The organism is Pseudomonas sp. BRG-100, assembly GCF_000737955.1.
Lineage (GTDB): Bacteria > Pseudomonadota > Gammaproteobacteria > Pseudomonadales > Pseudomonadaceae > Aquipseudomonas > Aquipseudomonas synxantha_A.
Map to the genome: position 1 here is coordinate 2,004,176 of NZ_JPRX01000001.1, position 18,924 is coordinate 2,023,099.

Below are 18,924 nucleotides of genomic sequence, written 5' to 3' on the forward strand. Positions count from 1 at the left end.
TAAAAGCAAAGGCGGCTACCTCACAGTAGCCGCCTTTTTTTATATCCGTGTCCTGTACATCAGCCACAGGATGCTAGCGGGTATGGCAAATATCTATCCAAACCTGTCATGGTTGACAGGTTTTAACTGCGCAAAAATGATTTAGCCTCCCGCTCGAGATTGCTTTAGCTCGCGCACCGCTTACGCAATACCTAGGCGCACGGATGAAATTTTAAATGGAGCTTTTCACTATGACGGACCATAGCGCTGTACAACCAAACCTTTGTATCTCGACAAAAATCCTGGAACTGGAACAACTCGACAGTCCAAGTTTAAGAAAGCTGATCAGCGGGCAAGTGCTTGCCATTCGAGTGCCCGACTTCGCCAACGAAAAAACCAGCGCACGGCTGATTCAGAGCATCAGCGAAACCGCCACGCTGGAACAATACAGCCACGAAACCTACGAGGGCGGGCACGTCGTACAGCACTTCTATGGCGTGCATCGCTGGGGCACGCCGTTCAATTCCACCTATGGCAAGGTTGCGGGCAGTGATGCCCAACGCAAGTATTACGCTGACGCTGCCCATATGCGCAGCCTGATCGACCGTATTTGCGCCCCGCAACAACCGCCCATTCAAGACTTGATGGAGCAGTTCCAGAGCATTTGGCCGCAAGGCGCACAAGCCGCTGCATTCCAGGGCCAACCGATGTTCTGCGGGATTATCCGCGCCATGTTTCCCGAGACGGCGCACCTCTCGGAAACGGTTCCCCATGTTGATTGCCTGCCCCTGTCGATCGCGGAACTGGAACACCAATTCAGCGCCAATATTTATCTGGAAACGCCGCCATCAGGCGGAGAGTTGATCATCTGGGATACCGAGGCCTTTGCCTATGCCGAGGTCAAGCGTTTCGAAGGTGCGCAGCTACCCGAGGAGCGCTTGCAAAAGCCGTTGCGTATCCAGCCGCGCAAGAACGAATTGGTGATCATCAATACTCGCCGTCCCCATGCCATTTGCGGATTCGAATCGGGCAAACGTATCAGCATGCAGTCGTTTATCGGCTATACCGCTGGCAAACCGTTTTATTTCTGGTGCTGATACTTTTAACCCTCTTGCAAATGGACATCTTTTTATGACCCCCGAAGAATTCCGTCGCCATGGCTACGCCATGATCGACCTGATCGCAGACTATCGAGAAAACATCGAGCAACGCGGCGTGCAGCCCACCACGGTGCCCGGCGAAATCAAGGCCGCCCTGCCAGCGAGCCCGCCTGACAGCGCCGAACCGTTCGAACAGATCATGGGCGATGTCGAAAAGCTGATCATGCCCGGGCTGCTGCATTGGCAGCATCCGAGTTTTTTCGGCTTCTTCCCTTCCAACGTGGAGCTGTCTTCGGTGCTGGGCGATTGCCTGAGCACTGGCCTGGGTGTGGTGGGCTTGTCCTGGCAATCCAGCCCGGCCCTCACCGAAATCGAAGAAGTGACCACCGATTGGCTGCGCGACATGCTCGGCCTGAGCAGCGCCTGGAGCGGCGTGATCCAGGACTCCGCGTCCACCTCCACCCTGGTGGCCCTCATCAGCGCCAGGGAGCGCAGCTCCGATTACGCGCTGATGCATGACGGCCTGCAAAACAGCGGCGCACCCCTGATCGTCTACACCTCGGCCCACGCCCATAGCTCGGTCAACAAGGCGGCGATCCTGGCCGGATTCGGCCAGAACCATATCCGCACCATCGCCACCGACCAACACAATGCAATGTCGCCCCAGGCATTGGCGCACGCCATCGAACAGGACCTGGCCGCCGGCAATCGCCCCTGCGTAGTAATTGCTACCACCGGGACCACAGCCGCCATGGCGATCGACCCTCTGGATGCGATTGGCGACCTGACACAACGCCACGGTGTGTGGCTGCATGTGGACTCGGCCATGGCCGGCGCTGCGATGATCCTGCCGGAATGCCGGGCACTGTGGCAGGGCATCGAAAAAGCCGACTCCCTGGTGTTCAACCCGCACAAATGGCTGGGCGCGGCCTTCGATTGCTCGGTGTACTTCGTGCGCGACCCCGAGCATTTGATTCGCATCATGACCACCAACCCGAGCTACTTGCAGTCCAGTGCCGACGGCCAGGTCAGAAACTACCGCGACTGGCGGATTTCATTGGGCAGCCGCTTCCGCGCCCTGAAGCTGTGGTTTCTGATACGCGAACAAGGCGTCAGCGGCTTGCAGACGCGGCTGAGGCGCGACCTGGCCAATGCACGCTGGCTGGCTGAACAGGTCGAAAGCAGCGCGCAATGGAAACTGGTGGCCGCGCCAGCCCTGCAAACCCTGTGTATTCGCCATGAACCGCCAGGGCTGAACGGCGAGGCGCTGGATCAGCACACGCGGGCCTGGGCAGAAAAACTCAACCAGTCCGGTCATGCCTATGTCACCCCCGCCGTCCTCGAAGAGCGCTGGATGGTGCGGGTGTCCATCGGTGCATTGGGCACCGAGCGCCAGCATGTCGAACGGTTATGGACGCGGCTGCAAAGCCTGGTCGCTGAAACGCTGCCAAAGTAGCTCCCTCGCCACGGTTTAATGCTCGTCTGCTGTGTCTAAACAGACACCCGCGCACGGCGCATCCAGCGCTCGAACGCCATGGCATTCAGTGGCCGGCTGATCAGGTAGCCCTGGGCCGTGTCGCACTGCCAGTGCTTGAGCAGGGTGAGGCTGTGCTCGAACTCCACCCCCTCGGCCACGACCTTGAGGCCCAGGTTGTGGCTCATCTCGATGGTGGAGCGCACGATCACGCCGTCGCCGCTGGTGCTGTCGAGGTTGCGTATGAACGACTGGTCAATCTTCAACTCCTGTACCGGCAGGCGCTGCAACTGCGCCAGTGATGAGTAACCGGTACCGAAGTCGTCCACCGACAGGCTGATGCCGCAGCCGCGCAGTTGTTCCAGCACGCTGAGGGCTTGCTGTGGATTGTGCATGATGGCGCTTTCGGTGATTTCGAAAAGCAAATGCTCGGCGCTCACCTCGTATTGGATCAATAGCGCAGTGACGCGAATGGCCAAGTCGTCATCGACCAGGTCGTTCACCGAGATATTCACCGACAGTTGAATCACCAGGCCACGCAGCGCCCATTCGGCAATCTGGCGGATGGCCTCTTCAATCACCCATAAGGTCAGGGGCCCCATGCTGCCGGTGCGTTCGGCCAGGGGAATGAATTCTGTGGGCGACACTTGCCCAAGGGTCGGGTGTTGCCAACGCAACAAGGCTTCCGCCTGGCCCACATGGCCGTGCTTGAGGTCAAGCTTGGGCTGATAGCACAGGAACAACTCGCCTTCGACCACCGCCCGGCGCAGATCGCGGATCAGGGTAATCTGGCGTTGGTGAGCGAGGTCGCGATCAGGCTGGTAGATCTGCAAATGCCCCGGCATGGTGGCCGCGTCATGTCGAGCGATGGCGGCGCGGTTGATCAGTTCCTCGACCTGCTGACCGTCTGCGGGATACGCGGCAATACCGATGCTCACTTCATGACGCACTTCATCGTTACCGATGCGCTGGGGTTCGGTCAGCAGCCCGTACACGCGGTCGGCACGGGCGACGGCGGAGTCGATTTCGGTGTTTTCCAGCAACAGCAGAAACTCACTGCCGGCAATGCGCGCGGCGGTGTCGCTGGCCAGCAGGCTCATGGACAGGCAGCGGCTGGCTTCGCACAACATTTCTTCCACACCCTGGGGGCCGAAGCCTTCGTTGATGACCCGATAGTTTTCAATCCCCAGGTACAGCAACACCACCGGCCGCCGCGCACTGATCGCACTGCCCAGACGCTCCATGGCCAGGGCGCGATTGGGCAGGCCGGTGAGCGCATCATGCAAAGCGTTATGGGCCAACTGTCGTTCGCGCACGGCGATGCCGCTTTGCATGGCATTGAAAGCGCGGGCCAAGAGGCCGAACTCATCGTGGCTGCGCACCCGCACCGGCGTGTGGTAGTCACCGGCGCCGATCCGCTCAGCGGCCCGCACCAATGCATTGAGCGGGCGTGATACACGCCGCGCAAGAAATAACGCCGCCCCCAGCGAGACCAACAGCACCGCCACGGCAATCACCAGAAACTGCCGGTCCAGCGGTGCGAAGGATTCCAGGGCGTGGTCCAGCGGGCTTTGCAGCAACACGCGCACTTCATCGCCTTCGCCGCTATTGGCCAAGGGCAACACCTGGCTGAGCACGCGCTGGCCATGGAACCCTTGGACCCGCGCCTGCGGATCGATTGACGTACCCAGCAGCAGGTCGATAACGCTCGGGCGCAAACTGCCCGGCTGGGTCGTGAAGAGCTGGCCGACATGGCCGCCTTGTACGCTGAGAAACGACACCTCAAGGTTGCTCATGGAGCGCAACTCATGGGCAAATTGCGTATCCATGGGAAAGCCCATGATCACTCGGGCGATGGGCGCGGGTTCAAGGACTTCCTTCTGCACCAGCAAGTAGGGGCGCCCAGCCATGGCGACGATCAGCATTTGCTGGCCGCTGCGGCGCGCGCTGCGCAATGCATTGGCATAAGGGAACGCCTCCCCTTGCGTCATCGCCAGCAAGGTACTGACCATGACCCTGTCATCCAGGCCCAACACGAACACTTCGCTGGAGTTGACCCCAGTACCATGGCGTCCCAGGGCCTCCAGGATCGGCACAGTTGCGCCACCGGCCACGGCCTGCTTGAACGGGCCATCGATGGTGAGCCAGTCCAACCCATATTGCAGGCGGCGGCCGCGCAGGTCCAACAAGCGCTCGAACACCTGCCGGCCAGTGTCCAACTGCACCTGGGCCTGGTTCTCCACGGCGCGGGTAGTAGCGGCCTTGACGGCGAAATACGTGGCCGCCACGACCACCAGCAACAACAGCGCCAGTACTCCGGCAATCCGGGTTTGAAAGGTGTGACGCCACTGCAATGCCGCACCCGCCGGCCGCGCTCGGCGTTCTGTGCGGTGCGTTGCGTCTCTCATATGCATCCCTGCCGGTTGCTGAGCTGGCGTCAAAAAAACGTCCATCCTTAAAGAGAATTTTGTTTAGGCTAGATTAGCTTGGACAAGGCATAAGTAAACCCAATAAATACGGCACCGTTAGCGTCATATTATTGACTAAAGCACTGAGACAGCGTCATTTTGGTAATTTCATGCAATATGTTGCTATCTCACCCCCACCATTGAAACCACCGCTCCCCCGCCCCATCTAACCTGCATACTCCCTTATGCAGGTGCCCCATGAGCGACCAGCAAGACGTCCCTGATTACGACCTCAACGATTACGCCGACCCCGAAAACGCAGAAACCTCCTCGTCCAACACCGGCCTGGCGCTTCCTGGGCAGAACCTGCCGGACAAGGTCTATATCATCCCGATCCACAACCGGCCGTTTTTCCCGGCGCAAGTGCTGCCGGTGATCGTCAATGAAGAGCCGTGGGCCGAGACCCTGGAGCTGGTGAGCAAATCCGACCACCACTCCCTTGCCCTGTTTTTCATGGACACGCCGCCTGAAGATCCGCGACACTTCGACACCTCGGCCCTGCCGCTGTACGGCACCCTGGTCAAGGTGCACCACGCCAGCCGCGAGAACGGCAAGCTGCAATTCGTCGCCCAGGGCCTGACCCGTGTGCGCATCAAAACCTGGCTCAAGCACCATCGCCCACCGTACCTGGTGGAGGTCGAATACCCGCATCAGCCCAGCGAGCCCACCGACGAGGTCAAGGCCTACGGCATGGCGTTGATCAATGCGATCAAGGAACTGCTGCCGCTCAACCCGCTATACAGCGAAGAGTTGAAGAACTACCTCAACCGCTTCAGCCCCAACGACCCGTCGCCGCTCACCGACTTCGCCGCCGCCCTCACCTCGGCGACAGGTAATGAGCTGCAGGAAGTGCTGGACTGCGTACCCATGCTCAAGCGCATGGAAAAAGTGCTGCCGATGCTGCGCAAAGAGGTCGAAGTGGCGCGGCTGCAAAAAGAACTGTCTGCCGAAGTGAACCGCAAGATCGGCGAGCACCAGCGCGAATTCTTCCTCAAGGAACAGCTCAAGGTCATCCAGCAGGAGCTGGGCCTGACCAAGGACGACCGCAGTGCGGACGTCGAGCAGTTCGAGCAGCGCCTGGAAGGCAAGGTGCTGCCGGCCCAGGCGAAAAAACGCATTGATGAAGAATTGAACAAACTGTCGATCCTGGAGACCGGCTCGCCGGAATACGCCGTCACGCGCAACTACCTGGACTGGGCTACCTCGGTGCCGTGGGGCGTGTACGGCGCAGATAAGCTCGACCTCAAACACGCGCGCAAGGTGCTGGACAAACACCATGCGGGCCTGGATGACATCAAGAGTCGCATCCTCGAATTCCTCGCGGTGGGCGCCTATAAAGGCGAAGTCGCTGGTTCCATCGTGCTGCTGGTAGGCCCGCCGGGCGTGGGCAAGACCAGCGTGGGCAAATCCATTGCCGAGTCCCTGGGCCGACCGTTCTACCGTTTCAGCGTCGGCGGTATGCGCGATGAGGCCGAGATCAAGGGCCATCGCCGCACCTACATCGGCGCCCTGCCCGGCAAGCTGGTGCAGGCACTGAAAGACGTGGAAGTCATGAACCCGGTGATCATGCTCGACGAGATCGACAAGATGGGCCAGAGCTTCCAGGGCGATCCGGCATCGGCGTTGCTGGAAACCCTGGACCCGGAGCAGAACGTCGAATTCCTCGACCACTACCTGGACCTGCGCCTGGACCTGTCCAAAGTGCTGTTCGTGTGCACCGCCAACACCCTGGACTCGATTCCGGGCCCGTTGCTGGACCGCATGGAAGTGATTCGCCTGTCGGGCTATATCACCGAAGAAAAAGTCGCCATCGCCAAGCGCCACCTGTGGCCCAAACAGTTGGAAAAAGCCGGCGTCGCGAAAAACAGCCTGACCATCAGCGACGGCGCGCTGCGCGCGTTGATCGACGGTTATGCGCGGGAAGCCGGGGTGCGTCAGCTGGAGAAGCAACTGGGCAAACTGGTGCGCAAGGCGGTGGTCAAGCTGCTGGATGAGCCCGACAGCGTGATCAAGATCGGCAACAAGGACCTGGAAAGCTCCCTGGGGATGCCGGTATTCCGTAACGAGCAGGTACTGTCCGGCACCGGCGTGATCACCGGCCTGGCCTGGACCAGCATGGGCGGCGCCACATTGCCGATTGAAGCAACGCGTATCCACACGCTCAATCGCGGCTTCAAGCTCACCGGGCAGTTGGGTGAAGTGATGAAGGAATCCGCCGAAATCGCCTACAGCTACATCAGCTCGAACCTGAAGTCGTTTGGCGGTGATCCGAAGTTCTTCGACGAAGCCTTCGTTCACTTGCACGTGCCGGAAGGCGCCACGCCGAAAGACGGCCCGAGTGCGGGTGTGACCATGGCCAGTGCGCTGCTGTCGCTGGCACGCAACCAGCCGCCAAAGAAAGGCGTGGCCATGACCGGCGAACTGACCTTGACCGGGCATGTACTGCCGATTGGCGGGGTGCGTGAAAAGGTAATTGCAGCGCGGCGCCAGAAGATCCACGAGCTGATCCTGCCGGAGCCCAACCGTGGCAGCTTTGAAGAGTTGCCGGAGTACCTGAAGGAAGGCATGACAGTGCACTTCGCCAAGCGCTTTGCGGATGTGGCGAAGGTGCTGTTCTGATAGAGCTCTAGCGCCTGAACCGGCCTCATCGGGGGCAAGCCCCCTCCCACAGGGAACCAGCGTCGTGAATGACAACGCGGTCAAATGTGGGAGGGGGCTTGCTCCCGATGGCGTCAGCCGCCGTACCGCAAAGCGCTCTTGTCACACCCTGCCTCATCTTCGGTTATGCTCGCCCTTCGTCGTGTATAAACGGAGCCTCCATGACCGCTGCCCGCCTGCTTCTCCCCTTGAGCCTTGCCCTGTTGGCCGCGTGCGCCAGTGCACCGAAGCAAAACGTTACCGTGGACAACCAGAGCGCCTGCCCGCTCCAGCTTAAAACCAATCAGAACCTGATCCTCACCTTGCCCAGCAATCCCACCACCGGCTACCGCTGGGCCATCCAGGACTCCGCTGGCGGTGTTCTGCGCGCATTGAGCCCCGAGGTCTATAGCAGCGCCGAATCCGGTGTGATCGGCGGCGGTGGTCAATCGACCTGGCGCTTCCAGGCATTCGCCCCAGGGCAAGGCCGTTTGCGCCTGACCTCCCAGCAACCCTGGGAGCCGGAAGCCGAACCTGTCGAAACCTTTGACTGCGCCATTACGGTGAACTGATATGCCTTGGCTGATCCTTGCCTTGATGGGCGCCGGTACCTTTATCTACGGCCTGGCGACTCACGCGACGCTGCTGTGCCTGCTGGTCAAGCCACTGCCGGTTCTGGCGCTGCTGGGTTGGCTGCATGACGCACCGCCTACCGACTATCGACGCTGGATCAGCCTGGGGTTGATTTTTTCCGTGGTGGGCGACGTATTGCTCGCCTGGCCGGGGGACCTGTTTATCTTTGGCCTGGGCGCATTTCTGTTTGCGCATCTGGCTTACCTCAAAGCCTATTTCAGCGACTGTCGGCGCCTGGCAATAGTACCGCTGGTGCTGGCCCTGGCTGTCGGGGCGATCCTGCTGGGCATCCTGATCTCCCACGGCTTAGGCGAGTTGCTGATACCGGTGGTGGTTTACGCGCTGGTGATCAGCGCCATGCTCTGGCGTGCATTGGCAAGGTTGGGCAGCGCGGTACCGCAACGCTCGGCACTGCTGGCGGCAGCGGGTGCGGTGTCGTTTGTGTTTTCCGATACGTTGATCGGTATCAACCGGTTTGTATTGGCCTTCGATGCGGCGCCCTATTTGTTGATCACTACTTATTGGCTCGGGCAATGGGGCATCACCGCCTCAGCTTTCCATCAGACAACCCGCGCATCCGACGACCAACTTGGCTAAAATGCCGGCCTTTCCCCCTCGTCGCCGGAACAACCGTGAGCAAAGAACCCGATCGCCTATTCGCCCAGCCCCTGCCCCAGGTGCCGGACTTCGCCTTTAACGAGGATGTGGTGCGGGTGTTCCCGGACATGATCAAACGCTCGGTACCGGGCTACCCGACCATCGTCGAGAACCTCGGCGTGCTGGCCGCGCAATTTGCCCAGCCGGGTAGCGTGCTGTATGACCTGGGCTCGTCCCTGGGTGCCGTGACCCAAGCCCTGCGTCGCCATGTGCGCACCGATGGCTGCCGGGTGATCGCGGTGGACAACTCGGCGGCGATGGTGGAGCGCTGCCGCGAATACCTCAACGGCCAGGACTCGATGTTCCAGGAGTTGCTGCCGGTCGAGGTGATCGAGGGCGATATTCTCGCGTTGCAATTTGAGCCTGCATCGGTGGTAGCGCTGAACTTCACCCTGCAATTTATCGCCCCTGACGAACGTTTGGCGTTGCTCGGGCGTATCCGCCAATCGCTGCTGCCGGGCGGGGCGTTGATCCTTTCGGAAAAGCTGCGCTTTAACGATGTTGAAGAACACGCACTGCTGACCGACCTGCATATCGCGTTCAAACGCGCCAACGGCTACAGCGAACTGGAAATCGCCCAGAAGCGCAGCGCCATCGAAAACGTCATGAAACCCGACAGCCTCGAAGAACACCGCGAACGCCTGCTGGCGGCCGGGTTCTCGAAAGTCGTGCCGTGGTTCCAGTGTCTTAACTTTGCCTCGTTGATTGCCTTGCCATGATTGATTTATCCCCCCTCGCCCGCCATCTGGTCGGCACTCCTTTGGCCGTTTGGGCCCAGGGCCTGCAAGCGCAGCTCGACAGCAAGATGGAAAAAGGTCATGGCGACCTGGAGCGCTGGCAGAGTGCTTTGGACGCACTGCCGAAGATCCAGCCCAGCGAAGTCGACCTGTTGAACGGCCTGGTGCTGGACACCGATTGCGACGACGAAACCCGCGCCCGGATGCACTCGGCACTGATGGGGCTGAGCCCATGGCGCAAAGGCCCGTTCCACCTGTTCGGCGTGCATGTGGACACCGAATGGCGTTCGGACTGGAAGTGGTCGCGGGTTGCGCCGCACTTGAACTTGAAGGGCAAACGCATCCTCGATGTGGGCTGCGGCAACGGTTACTACATGTGGCGAATGCTCGGCGCGGGCGCCGACAGTGTGATTGGCGTGGACCCCAACTGGCTGTTCTTCTGCCAGTTCCAGGCAGTGCAGCGTTACCTGTCTGAGCCCAAAGCCTGGCACCTGCCGTTCCCGTTCGAAGACTTGCCAGCGAACCTGGAAGGCTTCGACACGGTGTTCTCCATGGGCGTGTTCTACCATCGCCGCTCGCCGATCGAGCACTTGCTGGCGCTCAAGGACACCCTGGTCAAGGGCGGCGAACTGGTCCTGGAAACCCTGGTGGTGGAAGGCGATCAGCAGCAGGTGCTGGTGCCGGAAGACCGTTATGCACAGATGCGTAACGTGTGGTTCCTGCCCTCGGTGCCGGCGTTGATGTTGTGGCTGCGCCGTGCAGGCTTCAGTGAGGTGCGGTGCGTGGATGTGAGCGTGACCACGGTTGAGGAACAGCGTGGAACAGAGTGGATGAAGTATCAGTCCTTGAGCGACTTTCTCGATCCCGAAGATCACAGCAAGACCATCGAAGGGCTGCCGGCGCCGATGCGGGCGGTGATCATCGCCAAAAAGTAACTGAACAAATAGAGAGCCAAATGTGGGAGGGGGCTTGCTCCCGATAGCAGAGTGTCAGCCACCACATTTATGGCTGATACACCGCTATCGGGAGCAAGCCCCCTCCCACATTTTTTGTTCTCAGTGTTCTTTAGAGTGGTGGTTTAGCTCGGCGAGCCTTGAAGAACTCGCTCAACACCGTGCCGCACTCCTCGGCCAGCACGCCGCCTTCAAACAGTACCTTATGGTTGAGAAAGCCCTGGGTAAAAAACTGCCCCTGGCTCTGCACAACCCCGGCCTTGGGCTCCAGTGCGCCATACACCACCCTTGCGATGCGTGAATGCACGATCAACCCGGCGCACATGCTGCACGGTTCCAGGGTCACATACAGCGTGCTGCCCACCAGGCGATAGTTGCTGATGGCTTGCGCAGCGGCGCGGATCGCGACCATTTCGGCATGGGCGCTGGGGTCGTTGCCGCTGATCGGGCAATTGAAACCGCGGCCGATGATTGCACCATCCTGCACCAGCACCGCGCCCACCGGCACTTCGCCCAGTGCGGCGCCTTGGGCGGCCAGGGCGAGGGCTTCGCGCATAAAGTCTTGGTCGCGGCTGCGGTCGATAATCGCGCCGGGGCGAATCTGGCGCATCACGCCACCTCGATAGCGGCCATCAGGCCGGTTTCCATATGGTCGATCACGTGGCAATGGAACATCCACACTCCCGGGTTATCCGCCACCAGCGCCACACGGGCGCGTTCGTTCTTGCCCAGCAGGTAGGTGTCGGTGAAATACGGGATGACCTTGTGGCGGTTCGACGCAATCACCTTGAAGCTCATGCCATGCAGGTGGATCGGGTGCTGGTACTGGGTCATGTTCTTCAATTCAAAGATGTAGCTCTTGCCCTTTTCAAGCCTGGCAATCGGGCGGTCGGCACAGGTCTTGTCGGTGATGTCCCAGGCCTGGCCGTTGATCTGCCACAGGCTGGGTGGCTTACCGTTTTCGACGTTGACCGACACCGAACCGACCCATTCGAAATTGAAGTTGAGTTTCTCGGCATTGGCCAGGTCCGGCTCGGCAACCGGGTTGGCCGGCAATGCCGGTGGCCACTGGGTAGGCGCATCGGTATTGGCCACCGAACGGAAGGTGCCCAGGCGCACCGGGCCGTTGCGGATCGACAATTCTTCACCCGCCGGCGGGGCCTTGATTGCCAAACAGATGCGCATCCCCGGGCCCAGCCAGTATTCCTTGCCCAGCGGGCGCGGCTCGATGGGGTTGCCGTCCAACGCGTAGATCTGCGCTTCGACGCCGGGGATGTTGAGGCGATAGGTCAGGGTGTTGTCGAGGTTGAGCAAGCGCACGCGAGTGATTTGCCCAGCGGGCAGGTCGATGACCGCCTGGGGCACGCCGTTGATGGTGGAGAGGCGCCCTGCAGTGCCGCCCCGCGCCGCTTCACGGGGGATACTGAACTCGACAAACGCACCTTCTTCGTCGATGTGCCAGTTCTTCAGGCTCAAGGTACGTTCGTATTTGAAACCGGTGGGTTCGCGCTCTTCCACAATCAATGGGCCGACCAGGCCACGGCCAAGTTCTTCGCTGCTGCTTACGTGGGGGTGATACCAGTAGCTGCCGGCATCGGGCACGCGAAATTGGTAGTCGAAATATTCCCCAGGCAGCACCGGCAATTGCGAAACGTAGGGGACGCCGTCCATTTCCAGCGGCAGGCGGATGCCGTGCCAGTGGATGGTAGTGGCGACCGGCAGGTGATTGATGAAACGTACCCGCAGCCATTCGCCCTGGCGCACGCGCAACTCGGTGCCAGGCGCCGAAGGGCCGAATGCCCAGGCTTGGGTCTTGTGCCCCGGTACCAGTTCCACGTCCAGGGGCGCGGCAATCAGTTGGTAGTCGCTTCCTGCGTTGGCATCGGCGACCTTGCCCAGCCAGTAACGATAGGCGCCACCGGCGCCCACACCGACGACTGCCAGGCCGGCAAGGCCACCGAGGATCTGTCGACGGGAAAACGATTGGGACACAGCAACCTCACGTATCTGCCGCAGGCCAAGGCCCGCAAAGGGCAGATACGATACACCTGCGTCGCCTAAACAGTAAGGCTTCGCATTGCCGCATGGCGCAATTGTGGATGTCGATAAAGATCAACATGTGGGAGGGGGCTTGCTCCCGATGGCGGTGGGTCAGCTAAAAACATGCTGACTGACACACTGCTATCGGGAGCAAGCCCCCTCCCACATTGTGAACTTCATTGTGGCTTATATTGTGTTTGCTCAGGTCCTGGCAGCCGCCAGAATCAAGGCTTTCATCTCGGCAACCGCACCCTTGAAACCGACGAACAGCGCATGGGCCACCAGTGCATGGCCGATGTTCAGCTCGTTGATGCCCTTGATCGCCGCCACAGCTTCGACGTTGTGGTAGTGCAAGCCATGGCCGGCATTGACGATCAAGCCTTCGTTGAGCCCGCAGTTCACGCCGTCGATGATGCGTTGCAGCTCGTCGGCCACTTCGGTCGGGGTGGTGGCGTCGGCGTAACGGCCAGTGTGCAATTCGATGGCCGGGGCACCGACCCGGCGCGAGGCTTCGATCTGGCGCTCGTCGGCGTCAATGAACAACGAGACTTCACTGCCGATCTTCGACAGGCGCTCCACCGCGGCCTTGATCCGCGCTTCCTGGCCAGCGACGTCGAGGCCGCCCTCGGTGGTCAGCTCCTGGCGGGTTTCGGGCACCAGGCATATATGCGCCGGGCGAATGCGCTCGGCAAACGCCATCATTTCTTCGGTGACGCCCATTTCGAAGTTCATGCGCGTTTGCAGCACGTCCTTGAGCAGCAGCACATCGCGCTCCTGGATGTGGCGGCGGTCTTCGCGCAGGTGCACGGTAATGCCGTCGGCGCCCGCTTCTTCGGCGTCCAGCGCGGCCTTGACCGGGTCAGGGTAACGGGTGCCCCGGGCCTGGCGCAGGGTGGCGACGTGGTCGATGTTGACGCCAAGAAGAATGCGATTGCTGGTGGTCACGGAAGCGCTCCTGAAAAGGGAAAGAATCGGTGCACAGCATACACGGGGATGTCAGGGCTTTCGAAACAACTCGCGACTGACCAGCGGTCGCCCGCCCAGGTGCACGGCAAGGGCCTGGCGCATCAGGCGCTTGGCGGCGGACAAGGCGCCCGGCGCGCTCCAGTCCGCGTCGCTCATGGCCAGCAGTTCGCTGCCCTGGAACAGCCCCGGCTGCAACAGGTACACGCGCTCAAGGCCCGCATCCACTTGCAGGCGGTACATGCCGTCGGCGGCGACGGGATCGCCGTGCAGGTCGTTGTGCAATTCAAAGCCATAGCCCAGGTCGTCGAGCAAGCGCCATTCGAAGGCGCGCAGCAGCGGTTCCAGGGGGCGCCCTTCAGCCAGGGCCAGCAGCGTCGCGGCGTAGTGATCGAAGACTGCCGGGTGCGGGTCTTCGGCGGGTAACAGCCGGATCAGCAGTTCATTGAGGTAAAGGCCGCTGAACAGTGCATCGCCGTTAAGCCAGGCAGAGGTGCCGACGCTTTCCAGGCGGCCGACGTTTTTCAACTCGCCTTTGCCGCGAAACTCCACATCCAGGGCCACGAAGGGCCGCGCCAACGTACCTGCCTTGCCCCGTGCGCTGCGCAGCACCGCACGCAGGCGGCCTTGAGGCGTGAGGAAGTCCACCAGCGCGCTGGTCTCGCGATAGGCGCGGCTGTGCAGCACGTAGGCGAGTTGGCTGGGAGGTGGGGATTGAGACATGGGAACTCACTGCTGGAATGCAATTTTTAAAACCACACAACCTAATGTGGGAGGGGGCTTGCTCCCGATGGCGGTGGGTCAGTTAAACAAATAAGTGACTGACCCTCCGCTATCGGGAGCAAGCCCCCTCCCACATTTTTTCAGACCTGCGGTGTTCTTAAAGGTCGCCGTAGCCCAGTGAGCGCAACGCACGCTCATCATCTGACCAGCCACCCTTAACCTTCACCCACAGGTTAAGCATGATCTTGGAGTCGAACAGCAGCTCCATGTCCTTGCGCGCTTCGGTGCCGATGCGCTTGATGCGCTCGCCTTTGTCGCCAATGATGATTTTCTTCTGGCCGTCACGCTCGACGAGGATCAGCGCATGGATATGCAAGGTCTTGCCCTGCTGCTTGAACTCTTCGATCTCGACGGTGATCTGGTACGGCAGCTCGGCACCCATTTGGCGCATGATTTTCTCGCGTACCAGCTCGGCGGCGAGGAAGCGGCTGCTGCGGTCGGTGATCTGGTCTTCCGGGAAGAAATGCTCGTTTTCCGGCAGGTAACCGGCGATCACGCGCTCCAGGGCTTCGAGGTTGTGGCCGTGCTGGGCCGAGATCGGCATGATCTGGGCGTTCGGCAGTTGTTCCTGCAACCAGGTCAGGTGCGGCATCAGCTCGGCTTTGTCTTCGATGCGGTCGGTCTTGTTCAACGCGACGATCAAGGGGCCGGTGACGTACTGCACACGCTCGAGAACCATCTGGTCTTCGTCGGTCCACTTGGTGCGGTCGACCACGAAGATCACCACGTCGACGTCTTTCAACGCCGCCGAAGCGGTCTTGTTCATGTAGCGGTTCAGGGCTTTCTCACCGCCTTTGTGCATGCCCGGGGTATCGACATACACCGCTTGCACGTTGCCTTCAGTCTTGATGCCCAGCATGTTGTGGCGAGTGGTCTGGGGCTTGCGCGAAGTGATCGCGAGCTTCTGGCCGAGGATGTGGTTGAGCAGCGTGGACTTGCCCACGTTCGGGCGGCCGACGATGGCAACATAGCCACAGCGTGTTGCGGTTGAATCAGTCATGGCCATTCTCCACGCCCAGGGCAATCAGTGCTGCAGCGGCCGCTACCTGTTCGGCAATGCGACGGCTCACACCCTGACCTCGGCTTTTTTCGTTCAATAAGGTGATTTCACACTCCACGAAGAACACGCGGCAATGGGGCTCACCCTGGATATCCACCACTTCGTAGCGTGGCAGTTCGCAACCGCGGGACTGCAGGTATTCCTGCAGGCGGGTCTTGGGATCTTTGTTGGTGTCGACCAGCGTCAGGCTTTCGATTTCAGAAGCCAGCCAGGCGACCACGCGCTCCTTGGCCGTCTCCATCCCTGCATCGAGGTAGATCGCGCCGATCAAGGCTTCCAGGGCATCGGCCAGAATCGATTCGCGACGGAAACCGCCGCTTTTCAACTCACCGGACCCCAACCGCAGGTACTCGCCCAGGCCGAAACCTCGGGCCAGCACGGCCAGGGTCTCGCCTTTCACAAGGCGCGCCCGCAGGCGCGAAAGCTGGCCTTCGCGCGCTTGAGGAAAACGCTCGAACAGCGCCTCACCGGCGGCAAAATTGAGGATGGCATCACCGAGGAATTCCAGGCGCTCGTTATTGCGCCCTGCAAAGCTGCGGTGTGTGAGGGCAAGGACCATCAATTCGGGGTCCTTGAAGGTGTAGCCGAGCTGGCGCTCGAGACGACTTAGAGAAACGGTCACGGTTTATCCATATCTAGTTGGTGGCACCGGCGGCCATCGACGATTGACGCAGTGTTCAAATTCACATCCTGATTGGTGCTGCATGGGGCCGGACGGTTAATTGTCCAAACCCCAGAAAAGCATTCGGCGCTGTGTTCACAGCGCCGCCTGTATTACTTGATCAGCCCGACCCGCGAGAAGTTCGGCAGGTGGCTGAGCTTGGGTTCCGGCCAACTCATCCAGACCGCGAAGGCTTTGCCGACGATGTTCTCGTCGGGCACCATGCCCAGCAGGTCCTTGGGAATATTGGGGTCATCCCAGTAACGGCTGTCATTGGAGTTGTCGCGGTTGTCGCCCATCATGAAGTAGTGCCCGGCGGGTACTTTCCACTGGCCATCAGGCATTGCGCGGTAGCGGCTCATTTCCTTGCGGATCTCGTGCTCTACCGCACCGAGTTTTTCCTGGTACAGCTCGGCGCTGCCCAGGGTGTTCGGCTCGGCGCCCAGCAGCTTCTCGGCCACCGATTCACCGTTGATGAACAGGCGCTTGTCGCTGGTGTAGCGCACCACGTCGCCCGGCAGGCCGACTACACGCTTGATGTAGTTGACGTTAGGGTCGCTCGGGTAGCGGAATACCATCACATCGCCGCGCTGCGGGTCACCGACCTCGATGACTTTCTTGTCGATCACCGGCAAGCGGATCCCGTAGGAAAACTTGTTCACCAGGATAAAGTCGCCCACGTCCAGGGTCGGCTTCATCGACCCAGAAGGGATCTGGAACGGCTCCACCAGGAACGAACGCAGCACCAGCACGATGAACAACACCGGGAAGAACGACTTGCCGTATTCAACCAGCAAGGGCTCTTTGTTCAGCTTCTCGATCACCACCGCATCGGGCTGGCTGACGCTGCCCTGATAGGAAGCAATGGCCGACCGCCGACGCGGGGCGAAGAACACCAGATCGAGCAACGCCAGGAGGCCGCAAACGGCGACGGCGATAACCAGCAACAGCGGGAAATTTAGTGACATAGGACCTAACTATCCAACCTGAGCACCGCAAGGAAGGCTTCTTGTGGAACTTCCACGTTACCTACTTGCTTCATGCGTTTTTTACCGGCCTTTTGCTTCTCAAGCAGCTTGCGCTTACGGCTTACGTCACCGCCGTAGCATTTGGCCAGTACGTTCTTTCTGAGAGCCTTGACGGAAGTCCGTGCAATGATCTGCCCGCCAATGGCGGCCTGGATCGCAACGTCGAACATCTGGCGCGGAATCAGTTCTTTCATCTTCTCGGTCAGTTGGCGACCTTTGTAGTGCGCGTTGTCCTTGTGCACGATCAGTGCCAGGGCATCTACCTTGTCGCCGTTGATCAGCACATCCAGTTTCACCAGATTAGCCGATTGGTAACGATCGAAATGGTAATCCAGCGAAGCATAGCCGCGACTGGTGGATTTGAGACGGTCGAAGAAGTCCAGGACCACTTCGTTCATCGGCATATCGTAGGTCACTTGCACCTGGGTACCGAGGAACAGCATGTCGCGCTGTACGCCACGCTTCTCGATACACAGGGTGATGACGTTGCCCAGGTGCTCCTGCGGGACCAGGATATTGGCCCGCACGATTGGCTCACGCATGTCTTCGATGGCCGACAGATCCGGAAGCTTGGACGGGTTGTCGACGTAAATCGTTTCACCGGTTTTGAGCAACAGCTCGAAAATAACGGTCGGCGCCGTGGTGATCAGGTCCAGGTCGTACTCGCGCTCAAGACGCTCCTGGATGATTTCCATGTGCAGCATGCCCAGAAACCCGCAGCGGAAGCCGAAGCCCAGGGCGTCGGAGCTTTCCGGGGTGTACTGCAACGACGAGTCGTTGAGGGTCAGCTTTTGCAGCGCTTCGCGAAAATCCTCGAAGTCGTCGGAGCTGACCGGGAACAGGCCGGCGTAGACCTGTGGCTGGATACGCTTGAAGCCGGGCAGTACGTCGACGTCGGGCGTGGAGCTCAGGGTCAGGGTGTCACCCACCGGTGCACCGTGGATGTCCTTGATACCGGCGATGATGAAGCCTACTTCACCGGCTTTCAGATCAGTGGTGGCGGTGTGCTTGGGGTTGAATACACCGACGCTGTCCACCAGGTGGATCTTGCCGGTGGACTTGACCAGGATCTTGTCGCCCTTCTTCACACGGCCATGGCGCACGCGGACCAGGGAGACAACGCCCAGGTAGTTGTCGAACCAGGAGTCGATGATCAACGCTTGCAGCGGATCTTCGTAGTTGCCGGTCGGCGCGGGAATGGTGTGCACCAGACGCTCGAGTACTTCGTCAACACCCAGGCCGGTCTTGGCGCTGCAGGTGACGGCGTCGGTGGCGTCGATGCCGATGATCTTCTCGATCTCTTCCTTGACGCGCTCAGGCTCGGCCTGGGGCAGGTCGATCTTGTTGAGCACGGGCATGACTTCCAGGCCCTGCTCGATCGCGGTGTAGCAGTTGGCAACCGACTGCGCCTCGACGCCCTGGCCGGCGTCGACTACCAGCAAGGCACCTTCACAGGCCGCAAGCGAACGGCTGACTTCATAGGTGAAGTCGACGTGGCCCGGGGTGTCAATGAAGTTCAGCTGGTAGGTGATGCCGTCTTTGGCCTTGTAATACAGAGTAACGCTGTGGGCCTTGATGGTGATCCCGCGTTCGCGTTCGAGGTCCATGGAGTCCAGTACCTGGGCTTCCATTTCACGCTCGGCAAGGCCGCCGCACATCTGGATGAATCGATCGGCCAGCGTCGACTTGCCATGGTCAATGTGGGCGATGATGGAGAAATTGCGGATATGACTCAAATCACTCACGGATCA

At 60.4% G+C, this 18,924-nt stretch carries 16 protein-coding genes; 7 read left to right on the forward strand and 9 right to left on the reverse strand.

Annotation, left to right across the window (positions count from 1 at the left end):
- The first annotated feature begins 230 nt into the window (after positions 1 to 230).
- Together JH25_RS18360 and JH25_RS18355 are read left to right on the forward strand one after the other, a co-directional pair.
- Positions 231 to 1,076, forward strand: a complete 846-nt coding sequence (locus JH25_RS18360; protein WP_032877604.1) for a 2OG-Fe(II) oxygenase — start codon at positions 231 to 233, stop codon at positions 1,074 to 1,076.
- A gap of 34 nt (positions 1,077 to 1,110) precedes the next feature.
- Positions 1,111 to 2,535: a pyridoxal phosphate-dependent decarboxylase family protein gene (locus JH25_RS18355; RefSeq protein WP_032877606.1), complete on the forward strand. Its 1,425-nt coding sequence runs from the start codon at positions 1,111 to 1,113 to the stop codon at positions 2,533 to 2,535.
- A gap of 35 nt (positions 2,536 to 2,570) precedes the next feature.
- Here JH25_RS18355 and JH25_RS18350 read toward each other — a convergent pair whose 3' ends face one another.
- Positions 2,571 to 4,907 (reverse strand): putative bifunctional diguanylate cyclase/phosphodiesterase, encoded by a 2,337-nt coding sequence (locus tag JH25_RS18350; protein ID WP_032877608.1) that lies wholly within the window; start codon positions 4,905 to 4,907, stop codon positions 2,571 to 2,573.
- A gap of 312 nt (positions 4,908 to 5,219) precedes the next feature.
- Between JH25_RS18350 and lon the strand changes: the two genes are divergently transcribed.
- The 5 genes from lon (at position 5,220) to cmoB (ending at position 10,620) form a co-directional block, all read left to right on the forward strand.
- Positions 5,220 to 7,640 (forward strand): endopeptidase La, encoded by a 2,421-nt coding sequence (lon, locus tag JH25_RS18345; protein WP_032877610.1) that lies wholly within the window; start codon positions 5,220 to 5,222, stop codon positions 7,638 to 7,640.
- A gap of 200 nt (positions 7,641 to 7,840) precedes the next feature.
- Positions 7,841 to 8,230, forward strand: a complete 390-nt coding sequence (locus JH25_RS18340; protein ID WP_032877611.1) for a protease inhibitor I42 family protein — start codon at positions 7,841 to 7,843, stop codon at positions 8,228 to 8,230.
- Position 8,231: 1 nt separating this feature from the next.
- Complete coding sequence (locus JH25_RS18335; RefSeq protein ID WP_032877612.1) at positions 8,232 to 8,888, forward strand: lysoplasmalogenase; 657 nt, start codon at positions 8,232 to 8,234, stop codon at positions 8,886 to 8,888.
- 35 nt (positions 8,889 to 8,923) lie between these two features.
- Positions 8,924 to 9,667 (forward strand): carboxy-S-adenosyl-L-methionine synthase CmoA, encoded by a 744-nt coding sequence (gene cmoA, locus JH25_RS18330; RefSeq protein ID WP_032877613.1) that lies wholly within the window; start codon positions 8,924 to 8,926, stop codon positions 9,665 to 9,667.
- Positions 9,664 to 10,620 (forward strand): tRNA 5-methoxyuridine(34)/uridine 5-oxyacetic acid(34) synthase CmoB, encoded by a 957-nt coding sequence (gene cmoB, locus JH25_RS18325; RefSeq protein ID WP_032877614.1) that lies wholly within the window; start codon positions 9,664 to 9,666, stop codon positions 10,618 to 10,620. Before cmoA ends, cmoB begins: the two co-directional genes overlap by 4 nt.
- A 130-nt stretch (positions 10,621 to 10,750) precedes the next feature.
- Here cmoB and tadA read toward each other — a convergent pair whose 3' ends face one another.
- From tadA to lepA, 8 genes are all read right to left on the reverse strand, one after another.
- On the reverse strand, positions 10,751 to 11,248 hold the full coding sequence (gene tadA, locus JH25_RS18320; RefSeq protein WP_032877615.1) for a tRNA adenosine(34) deaminase TadA: 498 nt from the start codon (positions 11,246 to 11,248) through the stop codon (positions 10,751 to 10,753).
- A complete protein-coding gene (locus JH25_RS18315) occupies positions 11,248 to 12,630 on the reverse strand; it encodes a multicopper oxidase family protein (protein WP_032877616.1) in 1,383 nt (460 codons plus the stop codon). The genes tadA and JH25_RS18315 overlap by 1 nt, the downstream gene beginning before the upstream one ends.
- A gap of 249 nt (positions 12,631 to 12,879) precedes the next feature.
- The gene (pdxJ, locus tag JH25_RS18310; RefSeq protein ID WP_032877617.1) at positions 12,880 to 13,623 is read right to left on the reverse strand and encodes a pyridoxine 5'-phosphate synthase; all 744 of its coding nucleotides are present in this window, start codon (positions 13,621 to 13,623) and stop codon (positions 12,880 to 12,882) included.
- A 51-nt stretch (positions 13,624 to 13,674) separates the two neighbouring features.
- Positions 13,675 to 14,364 carry a DNA repair protein RecO gene (gene recO, locus JH25_RS18305; RefSeq protein WP_005785148.1) on the reverse strand — a complete coding sequence of 230 codons (690 nt, stop codon included), beginning with the start codon at positions 14,362 to 14,364 and terminating at the stop codon, positions 13,675 to 13,677.
- Between the two features lie 157 nt (positions 14,365 to 14,521).
- Complete coding sequence (era, locus tag JH25_RS18300; protein WP_005785147.1) at positions 14,522 to 15,424, reverse strand: GTPase Era; 903 nt, start codon at positions 15,422 to 15,424, stop codon at positions 14,522 to 14,524.
- Positions 15,417 to 16,106: a ribonuclease III gene (rnc, locus tag JH25_RS18295; protein ID WP_005785145.1), complete on the reverse strand. Its 690-nt coding sequence runs from the start codon at positions 16,104 to 16,106 to the stop codon at positions 15,417 to 15,419. Before rnc ends, era begins: the two co-directional genes overlap by 8 nt.
- Before the next feature lie 152 nt (positions 16,107 to 16,258).
- Positions 16,259 to 17,113: a signal peptidase I gene (gene lepB / locus JH25_RS18290; protein WP_032877618.1), complete on the reverse strand. Its 855-nt coding sequence runs from the start codon at positions 17,111 to 17,113 to the stop codon at positions 16,259 to 16,261.
- A 5-nt stretch (positions 17,114 to 17,118) separates the two neighbouring features.
- On the reverse strand, positions 17,119 to 18,918 hold the full coding sequence (lepA, locus tag JH25_RS18285; protein ID WP_032877619.1) for a translation elongation factor 4: 1,800 nt from the start codon (positions 18,916 to 18,918) through the stop codon (positions 17,119 to 17,121).
- Positions 18,919 to 18,924 lie beyond the last annotated feature (6 nt).

Excerpts from the sequence above, each read along its gene's own strand:
- JH25_RS18360 (WP_032877604.1), top strand. The coding sequence starts at position 231 with ATGACGGACCATAGCGCTGTACAACCAAACCTTTGTATCTCGACAAAA.
- JH25_RS18335 (WP_032877612.1), top strand. The coding sequence starts at position 8,232 with ATGCCTTGGCTGATCCTTGCCTTGATGGGCGCCGGTACCTTTATCTAC.
- era (WP_005785147.1), bottom strand. The coding sequence starts at position 15,424 with ATGACTGATTCAACCGCAACACGCTGTGGCTATGTTGCCATCGTCGGC.
- cmoB (WP_032877614.1), top strand. The coding sequence starts at position 9,664 with ATGATTGATTTATCCCCCCTCGCCCGCCATCTGGTCGGCACTCCTTTG.
- JH25_RS18340 (WP_032877611.1), top strand. The coding sequence starts at position 7,841 with ATGACCGCTGCCCGCCTGCTTCTCCCCTTGAGCCTTGCCCTGTTGGCC.
- JH25_RS18355 (WP_032877606.1), top strand. The coding sequence starts at position 1,111 with ATGACCCCCGAAGAATTCCGTCGCCATGGCTACGCCATGATCGACCTG.
- lepB (WP_032877618.1), bottom strand. The coding sequence starts at position 17,113 with ATGTCACTAAATTTCCCGCTGTTGCTGGTTATCGCCGTCGCCGTTTGC.
- recO (WP_005785148.1), bottom strand. The coding sequence starts at position 14,364 with ATGTCTCAATCCCCACCTCCCAGCCAACTCGCCTACGTGCTGCACAGC.
- tadA (WP_032877615.1), bottom strand. The coding sequence starts at position 11,248 with ATGCGCCAGATTCGCCCCGGCGCGATTATCGACCGCAGCCGCGACCAA.
- lon (WP_032877610.1), top strand. The coding sequence starts at position 5,220 with ATGAGCGACCAGCAAGACGTCCCTGATTACGACCTCAACGATTACGCC.